The organism is Serratia sp. 22278, assembly GCF_052045405.1.
Classification (GTDB): Bacteria; Pseudomonadota; Gammaproteobacteria; order Enterobacterales; family Enterobacteriaceae; genus Serratia; species Serratia marcescens.
The window spans coordinates 380,425-401,522 of the sequence record NZ_JBQEOW010000002.1; the positions used below are offsets into that span (position 1 = coordinate 380,425).

25 protein-coding genes and 1 riboswitch are annotated in these 21,098 nt (G+C 62.6%); of the genes, 19 read left to right on the top strand and 6 right to left on the bottom strand.

Annotated elements, in window-relative coordinates; translation table 11 throughout:
- Window positions 1-127: 127 nt before the first annotated feature.
- The 3 genes from modA to modC are packed head-to-tail and all read left to right on the top strand — an operon-like array spanning window position 128 to window position 2,655.
- Entirely contained in the window at window positions 128-901 is a 774-nt protein-coding gene (modA, locus tag ACTJJ6_RS06455) for a molybdate ABC transporter substrate-binding protein (RefSeq protein WP_097102587.1), read from the top strand.
- Window positions 898-1,587, top strand: coding sequence for a molybdate ABC transporter permease subunit (gene modB / locus ACTJJ6_RS06460; protein ID WP_115436362.1), 690 nt, complete (start codon window positions 898-900; stop codon window positions 1,585-1,587). The genes modA and modB overlap by 4 nt, the downstream gene beginning before the upstream one ends.
- The gene (gene modC, locus ACTJJ6_RS06465; RefSeq protein WP_016928697.1) at window positions 1,588-2,655 is read left to right on the top strand and encodes a molybdenum ABC transporter ATP-binding protein ModC; all 1,068 of its coding nucleotides are present in this window, start codon (window positions 1,588-1,590) and stop codon (window positions 2,653-2,655) included.
- Window positions 2,656-2,686: 31 nt separating this feature from the next.
- On the opposite strand, the gene ACTJJ6_RS06470 is transcribed toward modC, so the two are convergent.
- Window positions 2,687-3,505, bottom strand: a complete 819-nt coding sequence (locus tag ACTJJ6_RS06470) for a pyridoxal phosphatase (RefSeq protein WP_049299447.1) — start codon at window positions 3,503-3,505, stop codon at window positions 2,687-2,689.
- Between the two features lie 178 nt (window positions 3,506-3,683).
- Here ACTJJ6_RS06470 and pgl point away from each other — a divergent pair, with 178 nt between their 5' ends.
- Window positions 3,684-4,679 (top strand): 6-phosphogluconolactonase, encoded by a 996-nt coding sequence (gene pgl, locus ACTJJ6_RS06475; protein WP_016928695.1) that lies wholly within the window; start codon window positions 3,684-3,686, stop codon window positions 4,677-4,679.
- 67 nt (window positions 4,680-4,746) lie between these two features.
- Here pgl and ACTJJ6_RS06480 read toward each other — a convergent pair whose 3' ends face one another.
- Together ACTJJ6_RS06480 and dmeF are read right to left on the bottom strand one after the other, a co-directional pair.
- Window positions 4,747-5,229, bottom strand: coding sequence for a kinase inhibitor (locus ACTJJ6_RS06480; protein ID WP_016928694.1), 483 nt, complete (start codon window positions 5,227-5,229; stop codon window positions 4,747-4,749).
- Window positions 5,230-5,261: 32 nt separating this feature from the next.
- Entirely contained in the window at window positions 5,262-6,230 is a 969-nt protein-coding gene (dmeF, locus tag ACTJJ6_RS06485) for a CDF family Co(II)/Ni(II) efflux transporter DmeF (RefSeq protein WP_440801495.1), read from the bottom strand.
- Between the two features lie 78 nt (window positions 6,231-6,308).
- Between dmeF and ACTJJ6_RS06490 the strand changes: the two genes are divergently transcribed.
- Window positions 6,309-6,584, top strand: a complete 276-nt coding sequence (locus ACTJJ6_RS06490; protein WP_143778703.1) for a metal/formaldehyde-sensitive transcriptional repressor — start codon at window positions 6,309-6,311, stop codon at window positions 6,582-6,584.
- A gap of 2 nt (window positions 6,585-6,586) precedes the next feature.
- Entirely contained in the window at window positions 6,587-6,988 is a 402-nt protein-coding gene (locus tag ACTJJ6_RS06495; RefSeq protein ID WP_025301916.1) for a YkvA family protein, read from the top strand.
- 4 nt (window positions 6,989-6,992) lie between these two features.
- Here ACTJJ6_RS06495 and bioA read toward each other — a convergent pair whose 3' ends face one another.
- Complete coding sequence (gene bioA / locus ACTJJ6_RS06500) at window positions 6,993-8,267, bottom strand: adenosylmethionine--8-amino-7-oxononanoate transaminase (protein ID WP_049299448.1); 1,275 nt, start codon at window positions 8,265-8,267, stop codon at window positions 6,993-6,995.
- 88 nt (window positions 8,268-8,355) lie between these two features.
- Here bioA and bioB point away from each other — a divergent pair, with 88 nt between their 5' ends.
- The 4 genes from bioB to bioD are packed head-to-tail and all read left to right on the top strand — an operon-like array spanning window position 8,356 to window position 11,962.
- Complete coding sequence (gene bioB, locus ACTJJ6_RS06505) at window positions 8,356-9,393, top strand: biotin synthase BioB (protein WP_028127661.1); 1,038 nt, start codon at window positions 8,356-8,358, stop codon at window positions 9,391-9,393.
- The gene (gene bioF, locus ACTJJ6_RS06510) at window positions 9,393-10,544 is read left to right on the top strand and encodes an 8-amino-7-oxononanoate synthase (RefSeq protein ID WP_176063555.1); all 1,152 of its coding nucleotides are present in this window, start codon (window positions 9,393-9,395) and stop codon (window positions 10,542-10,544) included. Before bioB ends, bioF begins: the two co-directional genes overlap by 1 nt.
- Window positions 10,528-11,295 (top strand): malonyl-ACP O-methyltransferase BioC, encoded by a 768-nt coding sequence (gene bioC / locus ACTJJ6_RS06515; protein ID WP_440801496.1) that lies wholly within the window; start codon window positions 10,528-10,530, stop codon window positions 11,293-11,295. The genes bioF and bioC overlap by 17 nt, the downstream gene beginning before the upstream one ends.
- Window positions 11,288-11,962 (top strand): dethiobiotin synthase, encoded by a 675-nt coding sequence (bioD, locus tag ACTJJ6_RS06520; protein WP_164053451.1) that lies wholly within the window; start codon window positions 11,288-11,290, stop codon window positions 11,960-11,962. Before bioC ends, bioD begins: the two co-directional genes overlap by 8 nt.
- Before the next feature lie 28 nt (window positions 11,963-11,990).
- Here bioD and ACTJJ6_RS06525 read toward each other — a convergent pair whose 3' ends face one another.
- The gene (locus tag ACTJJ6_RS06525; RefSeq protein WP_016928685.1) at window positions 11,991-12,713 is read right to left on the bottom strand and encodes an ATP-binding cassette domain-containing protein; all 723 of its coding nucleotides are present in this window, start codon (window positions 12,711-12,713) and stop codon (window positions 11,991-11,993) included.
- A 453-nt stretch (window positions 12,714-13,166) separates the two neighbouring features.
- Between ACTJJ6_RS06525 and ACTJJ6_RS06530 the strand changes: the two genes are divergently transcribed.
- From ACTJJ6_RS06530 to ACTJJ6_RS06540, 3 genes are all read left to right on the top strand, one after another.
- Window positions 13,167-13,289 carry a hypothetical protein gene (locus tag ACTJJ6_RS06530; protein ID WP_254925154.1) on the top strand — a complete coding sequence of 41 codons (123 nt, stop codon included), beginning with the start codon at window positions 13,167-13,169 and terminating at the stop codon, window positions 13,287-13,289.
- Between the two features lie 531 nt (window positions 13,290-13,820).
- The gene (gene uvrB / locus ACTJJ6_RS06535; protein WP_016928683.1) at window positions 13,821-15,833 is read left to right on the top strand and encodes an excinuclease ABC subunit UvrB; all 2,013 of its coding nucleotides are present in this window, start codon (window positions 13,821-13,823) and stop codon (window positions 15,831-15,833) included.
- 100 nt (window positions 15,834-15,933) lie between these two features.
- Entirely contained in the window at window positions 15,934-16,200 is a 267-nt protein-coding gene (locus tag ACTJJ6_RS06540) for a VF530 family DNA-binding protein (protein ID WP_004939783.1), read from the top strand.
- Between the two features lie 6 nt (window positions 16,201-16,206).
- On the opposite strand, the gene ACTJJ6_RS06545 is transcribed toward ACTJJ6_RS06540, so the two are convergent.
- Window positions 16,207-17,124 carry a gluconeogenesis factor YvcK family protein gene (locus tag ACTJJ6_RS06545; RefSeq protein WP_049203797.1) on the bottom strand — a complete coding sequence of 306 codons (918 nt, stop codon included), beginning with the start codon at window positions 17,122-17,124 and terminating at the stop codon, window positions 16,207-16,209.
- 260 nt (window positions 17,125-17,384) lie between these two features.
- A riboswitch (molybdenum cofactor riboswitch) is annotated at window positions 17,385-17,529 on the top strand.
- Between ACTJJ6_RS06545 and moaA the strand changes: the two genes are divergently transcribed.
- The 6 genes from moaA to ACTJJ6_RS06575 all read left to right on the top strand — a co-directional run bounded on the left by moaA (window position 17,516) and on the right by ACTJJ6_RS06575 (window position 21,078).
- The gene (gene moaA, locus ACTJJ6_RS06550) at window positions 17,516-18,502 is read left to right on the top strand and encodes a GTP 3',8-cyclase MoaA (RefSeq protein ID WP_033641045.1); all 987 of its coding nucleotides are present in this window, start codon (window positions 17,516-17,518) and stop codon (window positions 18,500-18,502) included. (Overlaps the previous riboswitch by 14 nt.)
- A 24-nt stretch (window positions 18,503-18,526) precedes the next feature.
- A complete protein-coding gene (gene moaB, locus ACTJJ6_RS06555) occupies window positions 18,527-19,042 on the top strand; it encodes a molybdenum cofactor biosynthesis protein B (protein WP_021503999.1) in 516 nt (171 codons plus the stop codon).
- A 3-nt stretch (window positions 19,043-19,045) separates the two neighbouring features.
- A complete protein-coding gene (gene moaC, locus ACTJJ6_RS06560; RefSeq protein WP_048794855.1) occupies window positions 19,046-19,525 on the top strand; it encodes a cyclic pyranopterin monophosphate synthase MoaC in 480 nt (159 codons plus the stop codon).
- Complete coding sequence (gene moaD / locus ACTJJ6_RS06565) at window positions 19,522-19,767, top strand: molybdopterin synthase sulfur carrier subunit (protein WP_049187156.1); 246 nt, start codon at window positions 19,522-19,524, stop codon at window positions 19,765-19,767. The genes moaC and moaD overlap by 4 nt, the downstream gene beginning before the upstream one ends.
- A 2-nt stretch (window positions 19,768-19,769) precedes the next feature.
- Window positions 19,770-20,237, top strand: a complete 468-nt coding sequence (moaE, locus tag ACTJJ6_RS06570) for a molybdopterin synthase catalytic subunit MoaE (RefSeq protein WP_049299450.1) — start codon at window positions 19,770-19,772, stop codon at window positions 20,235-20,237.
- A gap of 130 nt (window positions 20,238-20,367) precedes the next feature.
- Window positions 20,368-21,078 (top strand): Bax inhibitor-1/YccA family protein, encoded by a 711-nt coding sequence (locus ACTJJ6_RS06575; RefSeq protein WP_004939761.1) that lies wholly within the window; start codon window positions 20,368-20,370, stop codon window positions 21,076-21,078.
- The last annotated feature ends 20 nt before the right edge of the window (window positions 21,079-21,098 follow it).

A 21,098-nucleotide genomic window follows, 5' to 3' on the forward strand; every position in this document is an offset into this window, starting at 1 on the left:
CCCGGCGGGCATTCCTCAAGTTATCTCACGCTTTGCCGATAAACCGCATGACAAGCTTTCGCGCAACGTTATATTATTTTTTATATAACGAAGAGTGATAATGCACGTTAACTTGCGGAGAAAAACAATGAAACAGCAATGGACCAAATGGGTTGGCGGGATCGTTCTGGCATCGGGCCTGGTGGCTCAGGCTTCGGCGGCGGAAAAGATCACCGTGTTCGCCGCCGCGTCGCTGACCAACGCGCTGCAGGACATCGCCACCCAATATCAAAAAGGCAAGGACGTGCAGGTGGTTTCCTCCTTTGCGTCGTCCTCGACGCTGGCGCGCCAAATTGAGCAGGGCGCTCCGGCCGATCTGTTTATTTCCGCCGATCAGCAGTGGATGGATTACGCCATCGACAAGCAGCAGATGGTGAAAGACACCCGTTACACGCTGCTGGGCAACGAACTGGTGCTGATCGCCGCCAAGAGCGATAAACACGACAAGATTGCCATCGACAAGCAGACCGACTGGGCCAAGCTGCTCAGCGGCGGCCGCCTGGCGGTGGGCGATCCGGATCACGTGCCGGCCGGCATCTACGCCAAAGAGGCGCTGGAGCATCTGGGCGCCTGGAGCCTGCTGGAGCCGAAGCTGGCGCGCGCCAACAACGTGCGCAGTGCGATGGCGTTGGTGGAACGCGGTGAAGCGCCGCTCGGCATCGTCTACGGCTCTGATGCGGTCGCCAGCGACAAGGTGAAAGTGGTGGGCGTGTTCCCGGAAGACAGCCACAAACCGGTTGAATATCCGATGGCGATAGTGAAAGATCGTCAAACTCCGACGGTCAGCGCTTTCTATACCTATCTGAAAAGTCCGGAAGCGGCCGCTATTTTCGAACATTATGGATTCACCCCGCGTAAATGATTCTGAGCGAGTATGAGTGGCAGGCGGTTGAGCTGAGCCTGAAAGTCTCCGGTTTGGCGGTAGTCTGCAGCCTGCCGTTCGGCATTCTGATGGCCTGGGTGCTGGTGCGTTGCCGTTTTCCCGGCAAGGCGCTGCTGGATGGCGTCATTCACCTGCCGCTGGTGCTGCCGCCGGTGGTGGTCGGCTATTTGCTGCTGATCGCCATGGGGCGGCGCGGCGTCATCGGCGAGCGGCTGTACGACTGGTTTGGCTTCAGCTTCAGCTTTAGCTGGCGCGGCGCCGCGCTGGCGTCGGCGGTGGTGGCGTTTCCGCTGATGGTGCGCGCTATCCGGCTGGCGCTGGAGGCGGTGGACACTCGGCTGGAGCTGGCGGCGCGCACGCTGGGCGCCAACCCGTGGCGGGTGTTTTTCACCATCACGCTGCCGCTGTCGCTGCCCGGCGTCATTGTCGGCGTGGTGCTGGCCTTCGCCCGCTCGCTGGGGGAGTTCGGCGCCACCATCACCTTCGTCTCCAACATTCCCGGTGAAACCCGCACCATTCCGCTGGCGATGTATACGCTGATTGAAACGCCGGGGGCGGAGGCCGCCGCCGCGCGTCTGTGCGTGATCGCCATCGTGCTGTCGCTAGCTTCGCTGATGGTGTCCGAATGGCTGGCCCGCTGGGGCCGCAAACGGATGGGGGCGTAAATGCTGGAGCTGGACTTCTCGCAGCAGCTGGGCGACCTTAATCTCAATGTCCGCGCCGATTTGCCGGCGCAGGGCATCACCGCGATTTTCGGCCTGTCCGGCGCGGGAAAAACCTCCCTGATCAACGCCATCGGCGGCCTGACCCGTTTACAGCAGGGGCGCATCGCGCTCAATGGCCGCACGCTGGTGGATACCGCCGCGGGCCTTTGCCTGCCGCCGGAAAAGCGCCGCATCGGCTACGTGTTTCAGGATGCGCGGCTGTTCCCGCATTATCGGGTGCGCGGCAACCTGCAGTACGGTATGGCGGCTGGCATGCGCGCGCAGTTCAATACCATTGTCGAGCTGCTGGGCATCGGGCCGCTGCTTAATCGGCTGCCGCTGACGCTCTCCGGCGGTGAAAAACAGCGGGTGGCGATCGGCCGTGCGCTGCTGACCGCGCCGGAACTGCTGCTGATGGACGAACCGCTGGCCTCGCTCGATCTGCCGCGCAAACGCGAGCTGCTGCCGTATCTGGAGCGGTTGGCGCAGGACGTGAACATCCCTATCCTCTACGTCAGCCATAGCCTGGACGAGATCCTGCGCCTGGCCGAGCAGGTGATGGTGCTGGATCGCGGCGAGGTGCGCGCGTTCGGCGGGCTGGAAGCCGTCTGGGCCAGCAGCGCGCTGCGGCCGTGGCTGCAGCGTGAAGATCAGAGCAGCGTGCTGCGCGTCAGCGTGATTGAGCATCATCAACGCTATGCCATGACCGCGCTGGCGCTCGGCGATCAGCGGCTGTGGGTCAGCGGCATCGACGCCGAATTGGGCACCCAACTGCGCATTCGCATCAACGCCGCCGACGTCTCGCTGGTGCTGCAACCGCCGGTCAACAGCAGCATTCGCAACGTCTTGCCGGCCAAGGTCAGCGAGTGTCTGGACGTGGACGGGCAGGTGGAAGTGAAGCTGGCGGTCGGGGAACACGTGCTGTGGGCGCGGATCACGCCGTGGGCGCGCGATGAACTGGCGATCCGCCCCGGGCAGTGGCTGTACGCGCAGGTGAAGAGCGTGTCGATCAGCCGCGAGAGCCGCTAAGGCAGGCCCTCCCGGCGGGAGGGCGAAAAAACTAGAGTATGCGGGTGCGGATCACCTCGGCGATGCCCGGCTGCAGGTTATCGGCGATCACCAGATCGGCGCGTTCCTTGATCGCGTCATCGGCGTTGCCCATCGCCACGCCCAACCCGACCGCTTCCAGCATGCTGATGTCATTGTAGTTGTCGCCGAACGCCACCACCTGATCCATGCTCAGCCCCTGCGACTCCACCCATTGGCGCAGGCGTTTGCCTTTGCTGTTGCCGCCTTTGGCGATATCCACCTGATCGTGCCAGGACCATTCGCACGCCAGCCCCAGCTCTTTTTCCACCGTGTCGGCAAACTCGCGCAGCGCCGGAATATCGGCGTGCGAGGTGGCGAATTTCCAGATCGCCTGCGCGTCGTCGGCCGCCTGCGTCAGGCTGCCGACCTGCAGCAGCGTCGGGCGCTGCGACGCCGGCAGGGTTTCGGCCCAGGCCAGCGAGCGAATTACATGGCCGCTCGGCTCCTGATACAGCATGGCATCGTCAACGTACATCAGCCCGTGAATGTCGGTCTGTTTGAGCATCTGCAGCACCTGCTTGGCTTGCTCCTTCGCCAAGGGATCGGCGGCCAGCACCTTTTTCTGCTGAAAATCATACAGGTAGGTGCCGTTGCAGCAGATGGCCGGGGTATCTATCTGCAGCGCCTGGTAAAACGGATGGATGGCGACGTGATGGCGGCCGGTGACCACCACCACCTGGACGCCGGCGGCGCGCGCCTGCGCCAGCGCTTCCAGCGACTGCGGTAAGATGCGTTTTTGATTGTCCAGCAGGGTGCCGTCAAGATCGAGGGCGATGACGCGGTAGCTCATAGGGTTCTCGTTATCGTTAGCCATAAAATTAATCCGATGGTACACCGGATAGCCTATGGAGAAAACCGCGTGAGCTTCCGGTGCTAAGCAGGGTTGCCATGCGACGGATGTGCGGTAAGCTAGGAGCAATCGAACGGCCTGAAACCGGTTCCTCTTTTACCCTTTGCAAGGAGAACACATGAAGCAAATCGTTTATGTCGCCAGCCCGGAGAGCCAGCAGATCCACGTCTGGCAGTTGGACGACGCCGGCGCGCTGGCGCTGCTGCAAACCGTTGACGTGCCGGGCCAGGTGCAGCCGATGACCCTTCATCCGGACAAGACCCACCTGTACGTCGGCGTGCGTCCGGCGTTCGGCATCGTTAGCTACCGCATCGAGGCGGACGGCACGCTGCAGCAGGCCGGCATGGCGCCGCTGCCGGGCAGCCCGACCCATATCTCCACCGATTTGCAGGGGCGTTACCTGTTCTCCGCCTCCTACAGCGGCAACTGCGCCAGCATCAGCCCGATCGGCCACGACGGCGTGGTGACGGCGCCGATCCAACAGATCGACGGCCTGAGCGCGCCGCACTCGGCGAACATCGATCCGACCAACCAGCTGGTGCTGGTGCCGTGTCTGAAAGAAGACCGCATCCGTCTGTTCAACCTGAGCCTGGCGGGCCAGCTGACGCCGCACGCGCAGGAGGCGGTGGATATCGCCGCCGGCGCCGGCCCGCGCCATATGGCGTTCCACCATAACGACAAGTTCGCCTACTGCGTCAATGAGTTGAACGGCACGGTGGACGTGCTGGCGATTTCGGAAAACGGCGGCAAATACACCGTGACGCAAACGCTGGATATCATGCCGGACGACTTCGACGGCACCCGCTGGGCGGCGGACATTCATATCACGCCGAACGGCCGTTTCCTCTACACCAGCGATCGCACCGCCAGCATTCTGACCCTCTTCAGCGTCTCCGAAGACGGCGGCACGTTGAGCGTGGTCGGCTATTATCCGACCGAAACGCAGCCGCGCGGTTTCAATATCGATCACAGCGGCCGCTTCGTGATTTCGTCCGGCCAGAAGTCCGATCACATCGCGGTGCATGAAATTGACCAGGCCAGCGGCGAGCTGACCACGCTGGCGCGTTATCCGGTGGGCAAAGGCCCGATGTGGGTCAGCGTGCTGGCGAAGTAATTCGTCGGTCAGAGGAGTATGGAAGAAGCGCGGTTCGGTTGAGCCGCGCTTTTTTATGGGCGGGGGATCAGTTGAACATCACCGTCAGCGTGGCGCTGCCGAGGCTGTGGAAATGCACGTTAAAGCCCACCAGTGCGCCGCTGGACCCTTCATCCACCTCAATGCTTTCCACGTCCAGCGCGTGCACGGTGAACTGATAGCGGTGGCTTTCGCCATTCGGCGGCGCGGCGCCGCCGTAACCGGCCGAACCGAAGTCGGTACGGGTTTGCAGCGCGGCGCTCGGCAGCGGCGCTTTGCCGGAGCCTGCGCCCTGCGGCAGCTCACGCACGTCGGCCGGAATATTGGCCACCACCCAGTGCCACCAGCCGGAGCCGGTTGGGGCGTCGGGATCGTACAGGGTGACGACGAAGCTCTTGGTGCCCTCGGGCACGCCGTCCCAGGCCAGGTGCGGCGACAGGTTATCGCCGTGGTAGCCCATGCCGTTGAAGACCTGCGTCTGCGGCATTGTGCCGCCGTCCTGCAGATCGTTGCTGTACAAACGAAAAGCCATAATGACTCCCAGTTATCGATAAACGCGGACCCCTAAGCTAGATCTTTTCGGTGGAACAATACAACCCCTTGCGCCAACGGCGGATGGTTGATCTCGACGGTGACATGCACCAGTTCGGGATGCGCGGCCAACAGTTGGCGCACCCGATCGGCGGTGAGGGCGCGATCGGCGCTGCTCAGGGCGATGACGCAATGATATTTTCCTTTACCGATGCGGCCTACGTGCAAATCGGTCAGCGTGAGTGGGTGGCCGGAAGTGGCCAGGGTCTGACGAATCTCTTGCGCCACGGGGGCGTCCATTTCGGCATCCAGCAAAATCTTCCCGCTATCGCGCATCAGGCTATAGGCCCAGGCGGCCACCATCATCGCGCCGACGATGCCCATCAACGGATCGAGCCAAGCGGCGCCCCAAAGCTTGCCGCCAAACAGCGCGACGAGGGCCAACACCGAGGTGGCGGCGTCGGCGATGACGTGGATATAGGCGGAGCGCAGGTTGAGGTCATGATGAGGGTCATCGTGGTTATCCCCGTGGTGGTGATGGTGGCCGCCGCCGCGCAACAGCCAGGCGCAAAGCAGATTGACGGCCAGCCCGATCGTACCGATGGCGATGGCTTCGTTGTAATGAATCGGGCTGGGATTCAGCAGCCGCTGCGCTGACTGGAACAGCATCAGCGCCGCCACCAGCACCAACAACACCGCGCTGGTGTAACCGGCCAGCACTTCTATTTTCCAGGTGCCGAGGCTGAAACGGCGATCCTTGGCCAACCGGCGTGCGGCGCCGTAAGCCAGTAGCGACAAGCCCAGAGCCAGCGCATGCGAGCTCATGTGCCAGCCGTCGGCCAGCAATGCCATCGAGTTAAACAGCCAACCGCCGGCGATCTCGATGACCATCATACTGGCGGTGAGTATCACCGCCCATCTGGTGTTTCTTTCGGCCAATGGGTTACCATCGTCAAAAACGTGGCTGTGCTCGCGGTGCAAAGCGGGCGCGTGAGACGTCATGGTGAAGTTCCTCAGCAAAAGGCAGTGTGCTGGAATATACTATACCCCAGTATAGTAAATAACAATCGAGCGGAAATAATGAGCCATACCCTCAGAGATCAAAAGAAGCTGTTGGCGCGGGTGCGCCGCATTAAAGGGCAGGCCGAAGCGCTGGAGCGCGCGCTGGAGAGCGGTGGCGAATGTTCTGCTGTTCTGCAGCAGATCGCGGCGGTGCGCGGCGCGGTCAACGGTTTAATGGCGCAGGTGCTGGAAGGGCATGTGCGCGAACATCTGGCTGCCGCGGACGCTACGCCGCGGCAGCGTGAGCAGGACATCGAGCAATTGATGACCGTTTTACGTTCTTATATGAAGTAATCATGATTTCACTGAAAAAACGCACGCCGTGGTTCGGCTGGTTGCGCCGTTGGGCCAAAGGCATCAAACGCGATATCTACGCGCTGTGGCTGGCCGCCCGTGATAAGCGCACCCCGTGGTACGCCAAGCTGATCGCGCTGCTGGTGGCCGGCTATGCGATCTCGCCAATCGATTTGATCCCGGATTTCATTCCGGTGCTGGGCTATCTGGACGATGTGATCATCGTGCCGTTGGGCATCATGCTGGCGGTGCGCCTGATCCCCAAACCGCTGATGGCCGAGCTGCGCGAGAAGGCGCAAAAGCGCGTCGATAACCCCACCGGCCGCATGGCGGCGGCGATGATCATTTTACTCTGGCTGCTGTGTCTGGGATTGCTGGCCCGCTATCTGGACCAGCATTGGTAAGGCATTAACGCGCGGCGGCGGCCACGGCGGCGGTCAGGCGGCTGAGCTGTTCCGCTTCGATGATGTAAGGCGGCATCAGGTAAATCAGTTTGCCGAATGGCCGGATCCATACCCCGCGCTCGACGAACCCGCGCTGCAGCTCGGCGACATCCACCGGTTCGCGCATCTCCACCACCCCAATCGCCCCCAGCACCCGCACGTCCGCCACCTTCGGCAGCGCCGCCAACGGCAGCAGTTCCCGCTTCAACTGGGCTTCGATGGCGCTCACCTGCGCCTGCCAGCGATTTTCCGCCAGCAGCGCCAGGCTGGCGTCCGCCACCGCACAGGCCAGCGGGTTGCCCATAAAGGTCGGCCCGTGCATAAAGCAGCCGGCCGCGCCGTTGCTGATGGTCTCCGCTACGTGGCGGGTGGTCAGGGTAGCGGACAGCGTCATGTAGCCGCCGGTCAGCGCCTTGCCCAGGCAGAGAATGTCCGGCACCACCTGCGCGTGTTCGCAGGCGAACAGCTTGCCGGTGCGGCCGAAGCCGGTGGCGATCTCGTCGGCGATCAGCAGCACCTGATGGCGATCGCACAGCTCGCGCACCCGCTTGAGGTAGGTTGGGTGGTAGATGCGCATGCCGCCGGCGCCTTGCACCACCGGTTCCAGGATCACCGCCGCCACTTCACCGGCGTGCTGCTCCAGCAGCGCGGCGAACGGCGCAATGTCCTCTTCGCGCCATTCCTCATCGAAGCGGCACTGCGGCGCGGTGGCGAACAGGTGCGGCGCCAGATAGCCCTGATAGAGGCTGTGCATCGAGTTGTCCGGATCGCAGACCGACATCGCGCCGAAGGTATCGCCGTGATAGCCGTGGCGCAGCGTCAGAATGCGCTGCCGGCGCTCGCCGCGCGCCTGCCAATACTGCAGCGCCATCTTCAGCGACACTTCCACCGCCACCGAACCGGAATCCGCCAGGAACACGCACTGCAGTGCTTCCGGCGTCATCGCCACCAGCCGACGGCACAGCGAGATGGCGGCCGGATGGGTGATGCCGCCGAACATCACGTGCGACATCTTCTCCAGTTGCTGACTGGCGGCCTGATTCAGACTCGGATGGTTGTACCCGTGGATCGCCGCCCACCAGGAGGACATGCCGTCCACCAGACGCCGGCCATCCGCCAGCTGCAGCTCGACGCCGCTGGCCGACTCGATCGGGTAACAGGGCAACGGGCGGCTCATGGAGGTGTAGGGGTGCCAGATATGGCGTTGGTCAAACGCCAGGTCGGAAGCGGTGACAGACATACTTGTAAACCGAATTGAATTAAGATTGGTTGACAGTATATCCACAATATTTAAACTGGCGACACTTTTTCGTTTTGGAGACGCCATGATGGCCGATCGCATTCACTGGACAGTAGGGCAAGCCCAGGCCCTGTTTGATAAACCGCTGCTTGAACTGCTGTTCGAAGCGCAAACCGTACACCGCCGGCACTTCGACCCGCGTCAGGTGCAGGTCAGCACGCTGCTGTCGATCAAAACCGGCGCTTGCCCGGAAGACTGTAAATACTGCCCGCAGAGCTCACGCTACAAGACCGGCCTGGAGTCGGAGCGACTGATGCAGGTCGAGCAGGTGCTGGAATCGGCGCGCAAAGCCAAAGCGAACGGCTCGACCCGTTTTTGCATGGGCGCGGCCTGGAAGAACCCGCACGAGCGCGATATGCCTTATTTGCAGCAGATGGTGCAGGGCGTGAAAGCGATGGGCATGGAAACCTGCATGACGCTGGGCACGCTGGACGGCACTCAGGCCGAGCGGCTGGCGGAAGCCGGATTGGATTACTACAACCATAACCTCGACACCTCGCCAGAGTTCTACGGCAACATCATCACCACCCGCAGCTACCAGGAGCGTCTGGATACGCTCGACAAGGTGCGCGACGCCGGCATCAAAGTGTGCTCCGGCGGCATCGTCGGGCTGGGTGAAACGGTGCGCGACCGCGCTGGGCTGCTGGTGCAGCTGGCCAACCTGCCGAAACCGCCGGAGAGCGTGCCGATCAACATGCTGGTGAAGGTGAAAGGCACGCCGCTGGCGGATAATGACGACGTCGATCCGTTTGACTTCATCCGCACCATCGCGGTAGCGCGCATCATGATGCCATCCTCTTATGTCCGCCTTTCCGCCGGCCGTGAACAGATGAACGAACAGACGCAGGCGATGTGCTTCATGGCCGGCGCCAACTCCATCTTCTACGGTTGCAAGCTGCTGACCACGCCGAATCCGGAAGAAGATAAGGATCTGCAGCTGTTCCGCAAGCTGGGATTGAACCCGCAGCAGACCGCCACCGAACACGGCGACAACCAGCAACAGCAGGTGCTGGCCAAGCAACTGCTGAACGCCGATACCGCCGAGTTTTACAACGCGGCGCCGTGATGAGCTGGCCACAACGCATCGAGCAGGCGCTGGCGGAACGGCGCCTCAACGCCGCCTACCGTCGCCGACAGGCCACCGAGGGCGGCAACGGCCGCCAGATCCGGCTCGGCGATCGTCTCTATCTGAACTTCTCGGGCAACGACTACCTGGGGCTGAGCCAGGATGCGCGGGTGATCGCCGCCTGGCAGCAGGGCGCGCAGCGTTACGGCGTCGGCAGCGGCGGTTCGGGCCACGTCACCGGCTTTAGCGTGGCGCATCAGGCGCTGGAAGAGCAACTGGCGGCGTGGCTCGGCTATCCGCGCGCGCTGCTGTTCATCTCCGGTTACGCCGCCAACCAGGCGGTGCTGGCGGCGTTGATGCAGAAGGGCGATCGCATTTTGGCCGATCGCCTCAGCCACGCTTCGCTGCTGGAGGCGGCGGCGCAGTCGCCGGCCGAGCTGCGCCGGTTCCAGCACAATCAGCCGCAGGCTTTGGCGGATTTGCTGGCCAAACCCTGCGACGGGCAGCGGCTGGCGGTGACCGAAGGGGTGTTCAGCATGGACGGCGACGGCGCGCCATTGGCGGAACTGTACCGCTTAACCCGCGCGGCGGGCGCCTGGCTGATGGTGGACGATGCCCACGGCGTCGGCGTGCGCGGTGAGCAAGGCCGCGGCAGCTGCTGGCAGCAGGGCGTGCGCCCTGAACTGCTGGTGGCGACCTTCGGCAAGGCGTTCGGCGTCAGCGGCGCGGCGGTGCTGTGCGATGAGGCGACCGCCGAATATCTGCTGCAGTTCGCCCGCCATCTGATTTACAGCACCGCGATGCCGCCGGCGCAGGCCTGCGCGCTGCAGGCGGCGCTGGCCTGCATTCAAGAGGGCGATGAACTGCGCGCCCGGCTGCAGGACAATATTCGCCGTTTCCGCCAGGGCGCGGCGCCGTTGGCGCTGACCCTGACGGACTCCGACACCGCCATCCAGCCGCTGCTGGTGGGTGACAATCAACGCGCGCTCGATCTGGCGACCCGCCTGCGCGAGCGGGGGCTGTGGGTGAGCGCCATCCGTCCGCCGACGGTGCCGCCGGGCGGCGCGCGACTGCGCATTACCCTGACGGCGACGCACCAGCCGCAGGACATCGATCGCCTGCTGGAGGTATTGCATGACGTCAGCCAATGACAGGGTGAACAAACAGGCGGTCGCCTCGGCCTTCAGCCGCGCGGCCGGCAGCTACGACGCCGCCGCCGCGCTGCAGCGTGACGTTGGCGAGCGCTTACTGGGGATGGGGAGTTCCCACCCGGGCGAACGGCTGCTGGACGCCGGCTGCGGCACCGGCTATTTCAGCCGTATGTGGCGTGAGCGCGGCAAGCAGGTGACCGCGCTCGATCTGGCGCCGGGGATGTTGGCGTTCGCCCGTCAGCAACAGGCGGCGCACCATTATCTGCTGGGCGATATCGAACAGGTGCCACTGCCCGACGCGGCGATGGACATCTGTTTCAGCAGCCTGGTAGTGCAGTGGTGCAGCGATCTGCCCGCCGCGCTGGCGGAGCTGTATCGCGTCACCCGGCCCGGCGGTGTGATCCTGTTCTCCACGCTGGCGGCGGGCTCGCTGCAGGAATTGGGGGACGCCTGGCAACAGGTGGACGGCGAACGTCACGTGAACGCCTTCCTGCCGCTGGCGCAGATCCGCGCCGCCTGTGCCGACTATCGACACGAGCTGGTGACGGAGCTGCGCACCCTGAATTACCCGGACGTGATGACGCTGATGCGTTCGCTCAAGGGCATCGGGGCGACGCATTTGCATCAGGGGCGCGAGGGCGGCCTGATGTCGCGCGGCCGTCTCGCCGCGTTGCAGGCGGCTTACCCGTGCCGGCAGGGGCAGTTCCCGCTCAGCTATCATCTGGCTTATGGAGTGATTTATCGTGATTAAACGTTGGTTCGTGACCGGCACCGACACCGAAGTGGGGAAAACCGTCGCCAGCAGCGCCTTGCTGCAGGCCGCCAACCGGGCGGGCTACCGCAGCGCCGGCTATAAGCCGGTGGCCTCCGGCAGCGAGATGACCGCCGAGGGGCTGCGCAACGGCGACGCGCTGGCGCTGCAGGCCAACAGCGGCGTGGCGCTGGATTACGACGAAGTGAACCCTTACGTTTTTGCCGAACCGACCTCGCCGCATATCGTCAGCGCCGATGAAGGCCGGCCGATCGACGCGGCGCGGCTGTCCGACGGCCTGCGCCGGCTGGAGCAGCGCGCCGACTGGGTGCTGGTCGAGGGCGCCGGCGGGTGGTTTACTCCGCTGTCGGCGGAGTACACCTTCGCCGACTGGGTACGGCAGGAGCAACTGCCGGTGATCCTGGTGGTGGGCATCAAACTGGGGTGCATCAACCACGCGGTGCTGACGGCGCAGGCGGTGCAACAGGCGGGGCTGACGCTGGCCGGTTGGATCGCCAACGACGTGACGCCGCCGGGGCGGCGGCATCAGGAATACCTGGCCACGCTGCGCCGCATGATGCCGGCGCCGCTGCTGGGCGAAATCCCGCACCTGCCGCAGGCCGAACGGGCGCGGTTGGGGCAGTATCTGGATATCAGCCTGCTATAAACAAACGCCCCATGAGGGGGATTCCCCCTCATCTTCCTTCCTGTCCCGCCAGCCCGGCGCCGATCAGCGCCTCATCCAGCTGCGCCAGCGCGCCGTGCGCCACGGTGCGCCCGCTATCCAACAGGCAAAAGCGGTCCGCCACCCGGCGCACGAACGGCAACTGATGCTCTACCAGCAAAATGGTCATGCCCAACTCATAGTTGAGCCTGCGGATCACGTTGCCGATGTCGGCGGCGATCGAGGGAGGCACGCCCGCCGTGGGTTCGTCGAGGATCAGCAGCGCCGGCTCCTGCGCCAGCGCACGACCGATCGCCAACTGGCGCTGGGCGCCTTCGCACAGATCGCCGGCGCGGCGGGTACGCATCTGGCGCAAATTGGGAAACAGGCTGTAGATCAGCGGCGGAATGCGGCGAGGGGCGCCGCGCACGGCCATCTGCGCCACCTGCAGATTCTCTTCCACGCTCAGTTGCGAGAAGAGTTGCCGCCCTTGCGGGACGTGGCTGATGCCCAGTGCCGCGCGGCGCTCCATCGGTTGCAGCAGCAGGTTTTGCGGCGGTTGATCCGCCGGCTGCCAGGTCATGCTGCCGCTCACCACCGGCAAATGCCCCATGATGCAGTTGACCAGCGTGGTCTTGCCCACGCCGTTGCGCCCGAGCAGCACGGTGCACTGGCCGCGCGGCAGCTCCAGGTTGATGTCCCACAGGGTGTGGTTTTGACCGTAGAATTGATTGACCGATCTCAGGCTCAGCATTTGGCATTCTCCTCATAGACGCTCGTTTCACTCGTTGGTGGGGGACAGCAAAGGCCGCATGCGCGGCGAATTTCCCGAGTGTGGCAATGTCTGGAACAAGATGCCGTCCGTCCAATGAGCCAGAGCAAGGTCTGCGGTGGACGGAATGACAGTCAATATGTCGTTAAAAACGACGCTTGTGACGACTTGGTGTCGTTCTTGCGCTTTTACAGGCGATAGCACCGCGAGGGGTACACGCTGCGGCTGGCAGCGCATCACGCTGTCGAACCGCATTTATACGCAGGAAGATAAAGCAACTCTCAGGCCAGTTTTACCGCCGGGTGAAAACGGGGATTGTTATCGCCTTGTTAACCGCTGGTCAGGCCTGACGCGCGCTGCCGTGACAGCCTGAAAATACGCGGGGAAGTTAACCCGGACGTTTTTTGCACTCTTGTGGTGCTCTTCGGTGAGGGCATGGTGCAAGGCATTGCGCCGCCGTCAAGCGCGATCCGCGAGAAAGGGGCCGATGCGATTTTGGCAATGGGGATTTTTAGTATTAATCGGCATAAACAAAGCGATATTTTTATGAAAAAATAACTAAAAAAGCCATTTTGGCGAGTGTAAAGGGCGAAAAGCTTTCTTTCTGTAACTCCCGCCCCGGGCGGGGCGGTGAGAGTTATCCACTATTCCTGTGGATAACCTTGTGCATTAGATTTAGAAAAACGCTGTAAAGCGAGAGCGGACGCGGGTTCTGTTCGCTTTGCCCGCATTCTCGTCTTTTTATTAAATATCTTATATATCAATAGATTAATTAAAATCAAGACGCAGGGGTATTGATCAGGCCTCTATGTATGATTTTTCGACGCGGTGCTATCAATAAGTTAATTCGCGGCAAGTTCTGGGGATAAATCTGTTATTGACAATAAAAATGTCACCCCGCTGTAACGTCACGGTGCAACGGCATTGCCGCAGTGCCGGGCGCGGCGACGAATCCGCTTGAAGCTGGTTTTATATCCAGTATCATGGGCACTGGCGCAAATCGCCGACACTTTCCATAATTAGGGGCCATGTCCGGCGCAGAGCCGGCTGGCCGCCTGAGCGCGCGCATCTCCACAGGGTAGCCGAGCAATGAGTAAACTTTTCAAACTGCATTCAGAGTTCAAACCGGCCGGCGATCAGCCGGAAGCCATCCGCAAGCTGGAAGAGGGGCTGGAAGACGGCCTGGCGCACCAGACGCTGCTGGGGGTCACCGGTTCGGGCAAGACGTTCACCATCGCCAACGTGATAGCCGATCTGAATCGGCCGACCATGGTGCTGGCGCCGAACAAGACGCTGGCGGCGCAGCTGTACGGCGAGATGAAAGCGTTTTTCCCGGAGAATGCGGTGGAGTACTTCGTCTCCTACTACGACTACTACCAGCCGGAAGCCTACGTGCCCAGCTCCGACACCTTCATTGAAAAAGACGCTTCGGTGAACGAGCACATCGAGCAGATGCGTCTTTCCGCCACCAAGGCGCTGCTGGAGCGGCGCGACGTGGTGGTGGTGGCGTCGGTATCGGCGATCTACGGCCTGGGCGATCCGGATCTTTACCTGAAGATGATGCTGCATCTGACCCAGGGGATGATCATCGATCAGCGCTCCATTTTGCGCCGCCTGGCGGAGCTGCAGTATTCCCGCAACGATCAGGCTTTCCAGCGCGCCACCTTCCGCGTGCGCGGCGAGGTGATCGATATCTTCCCGGCGGAATCGGACGAGCTGGCGTTGCGCGTCGAGCTGTTCGACGAAGAAGTGGAGCGGTTGTCGCTGTTCGATCCGCTGACCGGCCAGATTGAACAGGTGGTGCCGCGTTTTACCATTTACCCGAAATCGCACTACGTGACGCCGCGCGAGCGGATCATGCAGGCGATGGAAGAGATCAAGGTCGATCTGGCGGACCGCCGCAAGGTGCTGCTGGCCAACAACAAGCTGCTGGAAGAGCAGCGCCTGACGCAGCGCACCCAGTTCGATCTGGAGATGATGAACGAGCTGGGCTACTGCTCGGGCATCGAAAACTACTCGCGCTACCTTTCCGGGCGCGCCGAGGGCGAGCCGCCGCCGACGCTGTTCGACTACCTGCCGGCGGACGGCCTGCTGGTGGTCGACGAATCCCACGTGACCATTCCGCAGATTGGCGCGATGTTCAAGGGCGACCGCGCGCGCAAGGAAACGCTGGTGGAGTACGGCTTTCGTCTGCCGTCGGCGCTGGACAACCGCCCCTTGCGCTTCGAGGAGTTCGAGGCGTTGGCGCCGCAGACCATCTATGTTTCCGCCACGCCGGGCAAATATGAGCTGGAGAAATCCGGCGGCGATCTGATCGATCAGGTGGTGCGGCCGACCGGGTTGCTGGATCCGATCGTGGAAGTGCGGCCGGTCGCCACCCAGGTGGACGATCTGCTCTCCGAGATCCGCAAGCGCGCGGCGATCAACGAGCGCGTGCTGGTGACCACCCTGACCAAACGCATGGCGGAAGACCTGACCGAATACCTGGAAGAGCATGGCGAGCGCGTGCGCTACCTGCACTCGGATATCGATACCGTGGAACGGGTCGAAATCATTCGTGACCTGCGTCTGGGCGAGTTCGACGTGCTGGTGGGCATCAACCTGTTGCGTGAGGGGCTCGACATGCCTGAGGTGTCGCTGGTGGCGATTCTGGACGCCGACAAGGAAGGCTTCCTGCGTTCCGAACGTTCGCTGATCCAGACCATCGGCCGCGCGGCGCGTAACCTGAACGGCAAGGCGATCCTGTATGGCGATCGCATCACCGATTCGATGGCCAAGGCGATCGGTGAAACCGAGCGGCGCCGCGCCAAGCAGCAGGCCTATAACGAAGCCAACGGCATCGTGCCGCAGGGGCTGAACAAGAAGATCGGCGATATTCTGCAGATCGGTCAGCCGGTCAACCGCGCCAAGGGTAAAGGCAGGAGCAAGGCCGTGGACGGCGGCGCTCAGCTGCAGAACCTTACGCCGAAAGCGCTGGATCAGAAAATCCGCGATCTGGAAGCGCAGATGTACACCCACGCGCAAAACCTGGAGTTCGAGCAGGCGGCTGCGCTGCGTGACGAGATCCACCAGCTGCGCGAGCAGTTCATCGCGATTTCCTGACCGTTGGACGGCGCCCGCGCCGTGGGCGTCAAAATTCCTTGTCGGCCGCGCCAAAGCTGTTATGGTGTGCGGCCCGATTTGACCACGAAGAGTACCGAACATGAGCCAACACCAGTCTAAAGACCCGCTGCACGGCGTGACGCTGGAGCAACTGCTGAATAAACTGGTGGATCACTACGGTTGGTCCGAACTGGGCGCGCGCATTCGCATCAACTGCTTCCGCAGCGATCCGAGCATCAAGTCCAGCCTGAAGTTTTTGCGTCGCACGCCCTGGGCGCGCAAAGAGGTGGAAGATCTGTATATCGATATGGTCAGCCATCCCGCCCCGGCCAGCGATAATCCCTGGCTGCGCGGGCGAGACGGTTAAATTCGGTCAGCGGCGGGCGGCCAGCCCCACCAGCGCGTGATCCAGCGCCTGGCGCAGCAGTTGGCGATCGTGGCGGTAGGGGATGTCGCTCGCTTCCAGCGGCTGTTGAATCACCACCCGATCCTGCACTTCACTGGCGTCCACCGCAGGGCCGACGATCAGCGCATCGATCATCCGGCGGCCGATCTTCTCTTCCATCAGCGTCAGCTTATCCTTTAACGACAGCGCCGCGGCGGCCACGCTCAGCTCGCGGCCGAGGTTGCCGATATAGATCATGCTGGCGCTGCTGCGGCGCAGCGCCTGGGTGAGATCGTCCAGCAGCAGCAGCGGCATCAGGCTGGTGAGAAAGCTGCCCGGCCCGATCAGGATCACGTCGGCTTGCGCGATGGCGTCCAGCGCTTCGCGCGTGGCGTTGACCGGGGGCGACAGCATCAGCTCCTGCGGCATGTGGGCCAGTTGATCGACATTCACTTCACCGTAAACGTGATTGCCTTCGTGATCGTGCGCCATCAAATCCACCGGCTGCTCCGACATCGGGATCAGCGCCGCATCCACCTTCAGCAAGCTGCGCACCAGATTGATCGCTTCCAGCGGGCGCACGCTCAGGTGATCCAGCGCTTTCAGCATCAGGTTGCCCAGGTTATGGCCGGCCAGCTCACCGTTGCCGCTGAAACGGTATTCGAACATCGCCGAGGCGACGCTCGGTTCGGTGATCAGCTGGTTGAGACAGTTGCGGGTATCGCCCCAGGCAATGCCGCCTTCCGAACGGCGGATGCGGCCGGTGGAACCGCCGTTGTCGGTGGTGGTGACGATGCCGGTCAGGCGGGAGCCTAAGGACGACAGAGCCGACATCACACGGCCCAGGCCGTGTCCGCCGCCCAACGCCACCACGCGGTCGAGATCGGCCAGGGTACGATTACGCATAAATTTCCTTACAAAGGGGCTGAACTGCCCGCATAAGGTAGCGGATCCGGCATAAAAACGCGATAAAGAGTGTCATTTGCGTGATTCTGGTCAATTCGTCCACGCAAGCGATGTTTATCATGGTTTACCCGAATAGACGGCGTCTAAAAACGCTGTATAGACAATTATATAGCGAATTAACGCGTTGGCTATCGTTGCCGATTAGCGCTAGAATTCTGCTGAAAACCACGGTTTCATTCCGGCTACTCAAGGTAGCGGGAAGAGAAATCAAACTCCTAGCCCCTGCGCCTACGTTGTTCATCCGGAACGATATGGCGCCTGGGCCGTGGCGAAGTCAGCCACCAGGGTGCAGAGGGGAAACGCTCGCATCTCCCGACTTTGGAAAGGTGTTATGGTACCGCAACTCATTGATGCTTATGAGCGCAAGTTCTATTACCTGCGCTTGTCGATCACCGACGTGTGTAACTTTCGTTGCACCTATTGTCTGCCCGACGGCTACAAGCCGAGCGGCAGCCCGAAAAGCTTCCTGTCGCTGGATGAAATCCGCCGCGTCAGCCGCGCGTTTGCCGAGCTGGGCACCGAAAAGGTGCGCCTGACCGGCGGCGAGCCTTCGCTGCGCCGTGATTTTACCGAGATCATCGCCGCCGTGCGGGAAAACCCGGCCATCCGCACGCTGGCGGTCACCACCAACGGCTACCGTCTGGCGCGCGACGTCGCCGCCTGGCGTGACGCCGGTCTGACGGCGATCAACGTCAGCATCGATAGCCTGGATCCCCGCCAGTTTCACGCCATCACCGGTCAGGACAAGTTCCGCCAGGTGATGGACGGCATCGACGCCGCCTTTAGCGCCGGTTTCAGCAAGGTCAAGGTCAACGCCGTGCTGATGCGCGACGTCAATCACCAGCAGCTCGGCGCCTTTCTCGCCTGGATCAAGGATCGGCCGATCCAGCTGCGTTTTATCGAACTGATGGAAACCGGCGAGGGCGGCGAGCTGTTTCGCAAACACCATGTTTCCGGCGAAGTGATTCGCCGGCAGCTGGAACAGCAGGGCTGGCAGCGCCAGGCGCGCGGCCGCAGCGACGGCCCGGCGCAGGTGTTCAGCCACCCGGACTACCAGGGTGAGGTGGGTCTTATCATGCCGTATGAAAAAGACTTCTGCGCCAGCTGCAACCGGCTGCGCGTTTCTTCCATCGGCAATCTGCACCTGTGCCTGTTCGGCGAGCAGGGGGTGCCCCTGCGCGATCTGCTGGCGGACGACGGCCAGCTCGATGCGCTGAAGGCGCGCATCCAGAGCGGGCTGCTGAGCAAGAAGCAGACCCATTTCCTGCATCAGGGCAACAGCGGGATCACCCAGAACCTGTCGTTTATCGGCGGCTGACAGCCAATAGGAGCCTATTGAACCATGAGCCATGCGAGCAGCGAGTTTATTGCGGCACATATCGCCATCCTGACCGTGTCCGACAGCCGCGGCGCGGCGGAAGACACCTCCGGCCAATATCTGCAGGACGCGGCGCGGGAAGCCGGCCATCAGGTGGTGGATCGCGCCATCGTCAAAGATGACATTTACCAGATCCGCGCGCGGGTTTCCGCGTGGATTGCCGATGACAACGTGCAGGCGGTGCTGATCACCGGCGGCACCGGTTTTACCGCGCGCGACAACACGCCGGAAGCGCTGTTGCCGCTGTTCGACAGAGAGGTGGAAGGGTTCGGCGAACTGTTCCGCATGGTGTCGTACGAAGAGATCGGCACCGCGACGATCCAGTCGCGCGCGCTGGCCGGCCTGGCCAACCGCACGGTGATTTTCGCCATGCCGGGCTCCACCCGCGCCTGCCGCACCGCCTGGGAGCGGATTATCGAAGAGCAGTTGGACGCGCGCCATCGCCCGTGCAACTTCCAGCCCCATTTGAAGAAGCCCTGAGTCATGACACAGCTAACCCACATTAACGCCGCCGGCGAAGCCCATATGGTTGACGTTTCCGCCAAGGCCGAAACGGTGCGCGAGGCGCGCGCCGAAGCCTTCGTCGAGATGCTGCCCGCCACGCTGGCGATGATCGTCGACGGCAGCCATCACAAGGGCGACGTGTTCGCCACGGCGCGCATCGCCGGCATTCAGGCGGCCAAACGCACCTGGGAACTGATCCCGCTGTGCCACCCGCTGATGTTGAGCAAAGTCGAAGTGCAGCTGGAGGCGCAGACGCAGCACAGCCGGGTGCGCATCGAAACCTGCTGCCGGCTGACCGGCAAAACCGGCGTCGAGATGGAGGCGCTGACCGCCGCCTCGGTGGCGGCATTGACCATCTATGACATGTGCAAAGCGGTACAGAAAGACATGGTGATCGGCCCGGTGCGCCTGCTGGCGAAAAGCGGCGGCAAATCCGGCGATTTTAAGGTGAACGCATGATCGATATTCTTTTCTTCGCGCAGGTGCGCGAACTGGTGGGCACCGGCACGCTGTCGATGCCGGCGGATTACCCGACCGTCGAGGCGCTGCGCCAGGCGCTGTGCGCGCGCGGCGATCGCTGGGCGCTGGCGCTGGAGTCCGGCAAGCTGTTGGCGGCGGTCAATCAGTCGCTGGTGGCGGCGGATCATCCGCTGCGCGCCGGCGATGAGGTGGCCTTCTTCCCGCCGGTCACCGGGGGGTAAGCATGGAAAACACCCGCATTCGCGTGGGCGAAGCGCCGTTCAACGTCGGCGACGAGTATCAGTGGCTGGCGCAGTGTGACGCCGACGGCGCGGTGGTGACCTTCACCGGCAAGGTGCGCAACCATAACCTCGGGGACGACGTCAGCGCGCTGACGCTGGAACACTACCCCGGCATGACCGAGAAGGCGCTGGCGGAGATCGTGGCCGAGGCGCGCAGCCGCTGGCCGCTGCAGCGCGTGACGGTGATCCACCGCGTCGGCGCGTTGTATCCCGGCGACGAGATCGTGTTCGTTGGCGTGACCGGCGCGCACCGCAGCATGGCGTTCGCCGCCAGCGAGTTCATCATGGACTACCTGAAGACCCGAGCGCCTTTCTGGAAGCGCGAAGCCACCGGCCAGGGCGATCGTTGGGTGGACGCCCGCGACAGCGATCGCGAGGCGGCGCAGCGCTGGCAAAAAGCGGCTAAATAGCGCGTCAACAGCGGAAACAAATCAAGACCTTTGCCGCTTTCGCGCGGCCTATTCTGTGGTACGCTTATAGCAGGCGAAGCCCCGTTCGCGGGGCTTCGGAATCTTGTTTACAACGCAAAAGGTAACCGTCATGGACCGATATCCACGCTCTAATGGTTCAATCGTCGAACGTGCCAACAGCGGCATTCAGGCCTACATGGCGCAGGTTTACGGCTGGATGACCTGCGGTCTGCTGCTGACGGCGTTCGTTTCCTGGTATGCGGCCAATACGCCCGCGATCCTCAACTTCATCTTCTCCAGCCAGATCACCTTCTTCGGTCTGATCATCGCCCAGTTGGCGCTGGTGTTCGTGATTTCCGGCATGGTCAACCGCCTGAGCGGCGCGGTGGCCACCTCGCTGTTCATGCTGTACTCGGCGCTGACCGGGCTGACGCTGTCGAGCATCTTCATCGCTTATACCTACAGCTCGATCGCCAGCACCTTCGTGGTCACCGCCGGCATGTTCGGCGCGATGAGCCTGTACGGCTACACCACCAAGCGCGATCTGAGCGGCTTCGGCAGCATGCTGTTCATGGCGCTGATCGGCATCGTGCTGGCCTCGTTGGTGAACATCTGGCTGAAAAGCACTGCGCTGATGTGGGCGATTACCTACATTGGGGTGGTGGTGTTCGTCGGTCTGACCGCGTACGACACGCAAAAACTCAAGGCGATGGGTGAGCAGCTGAACGCCGATGATAAAGACGGCTTCCGCAAGTACGCCATCGTCGGTGCGCTGACGCTGTATCTCGACTTCATCAACCTGTTCCTGATGTTGCTGCGTATCTTCGGCAACCGCCGCTAAATCCGTCGTCTTTCAAGCAG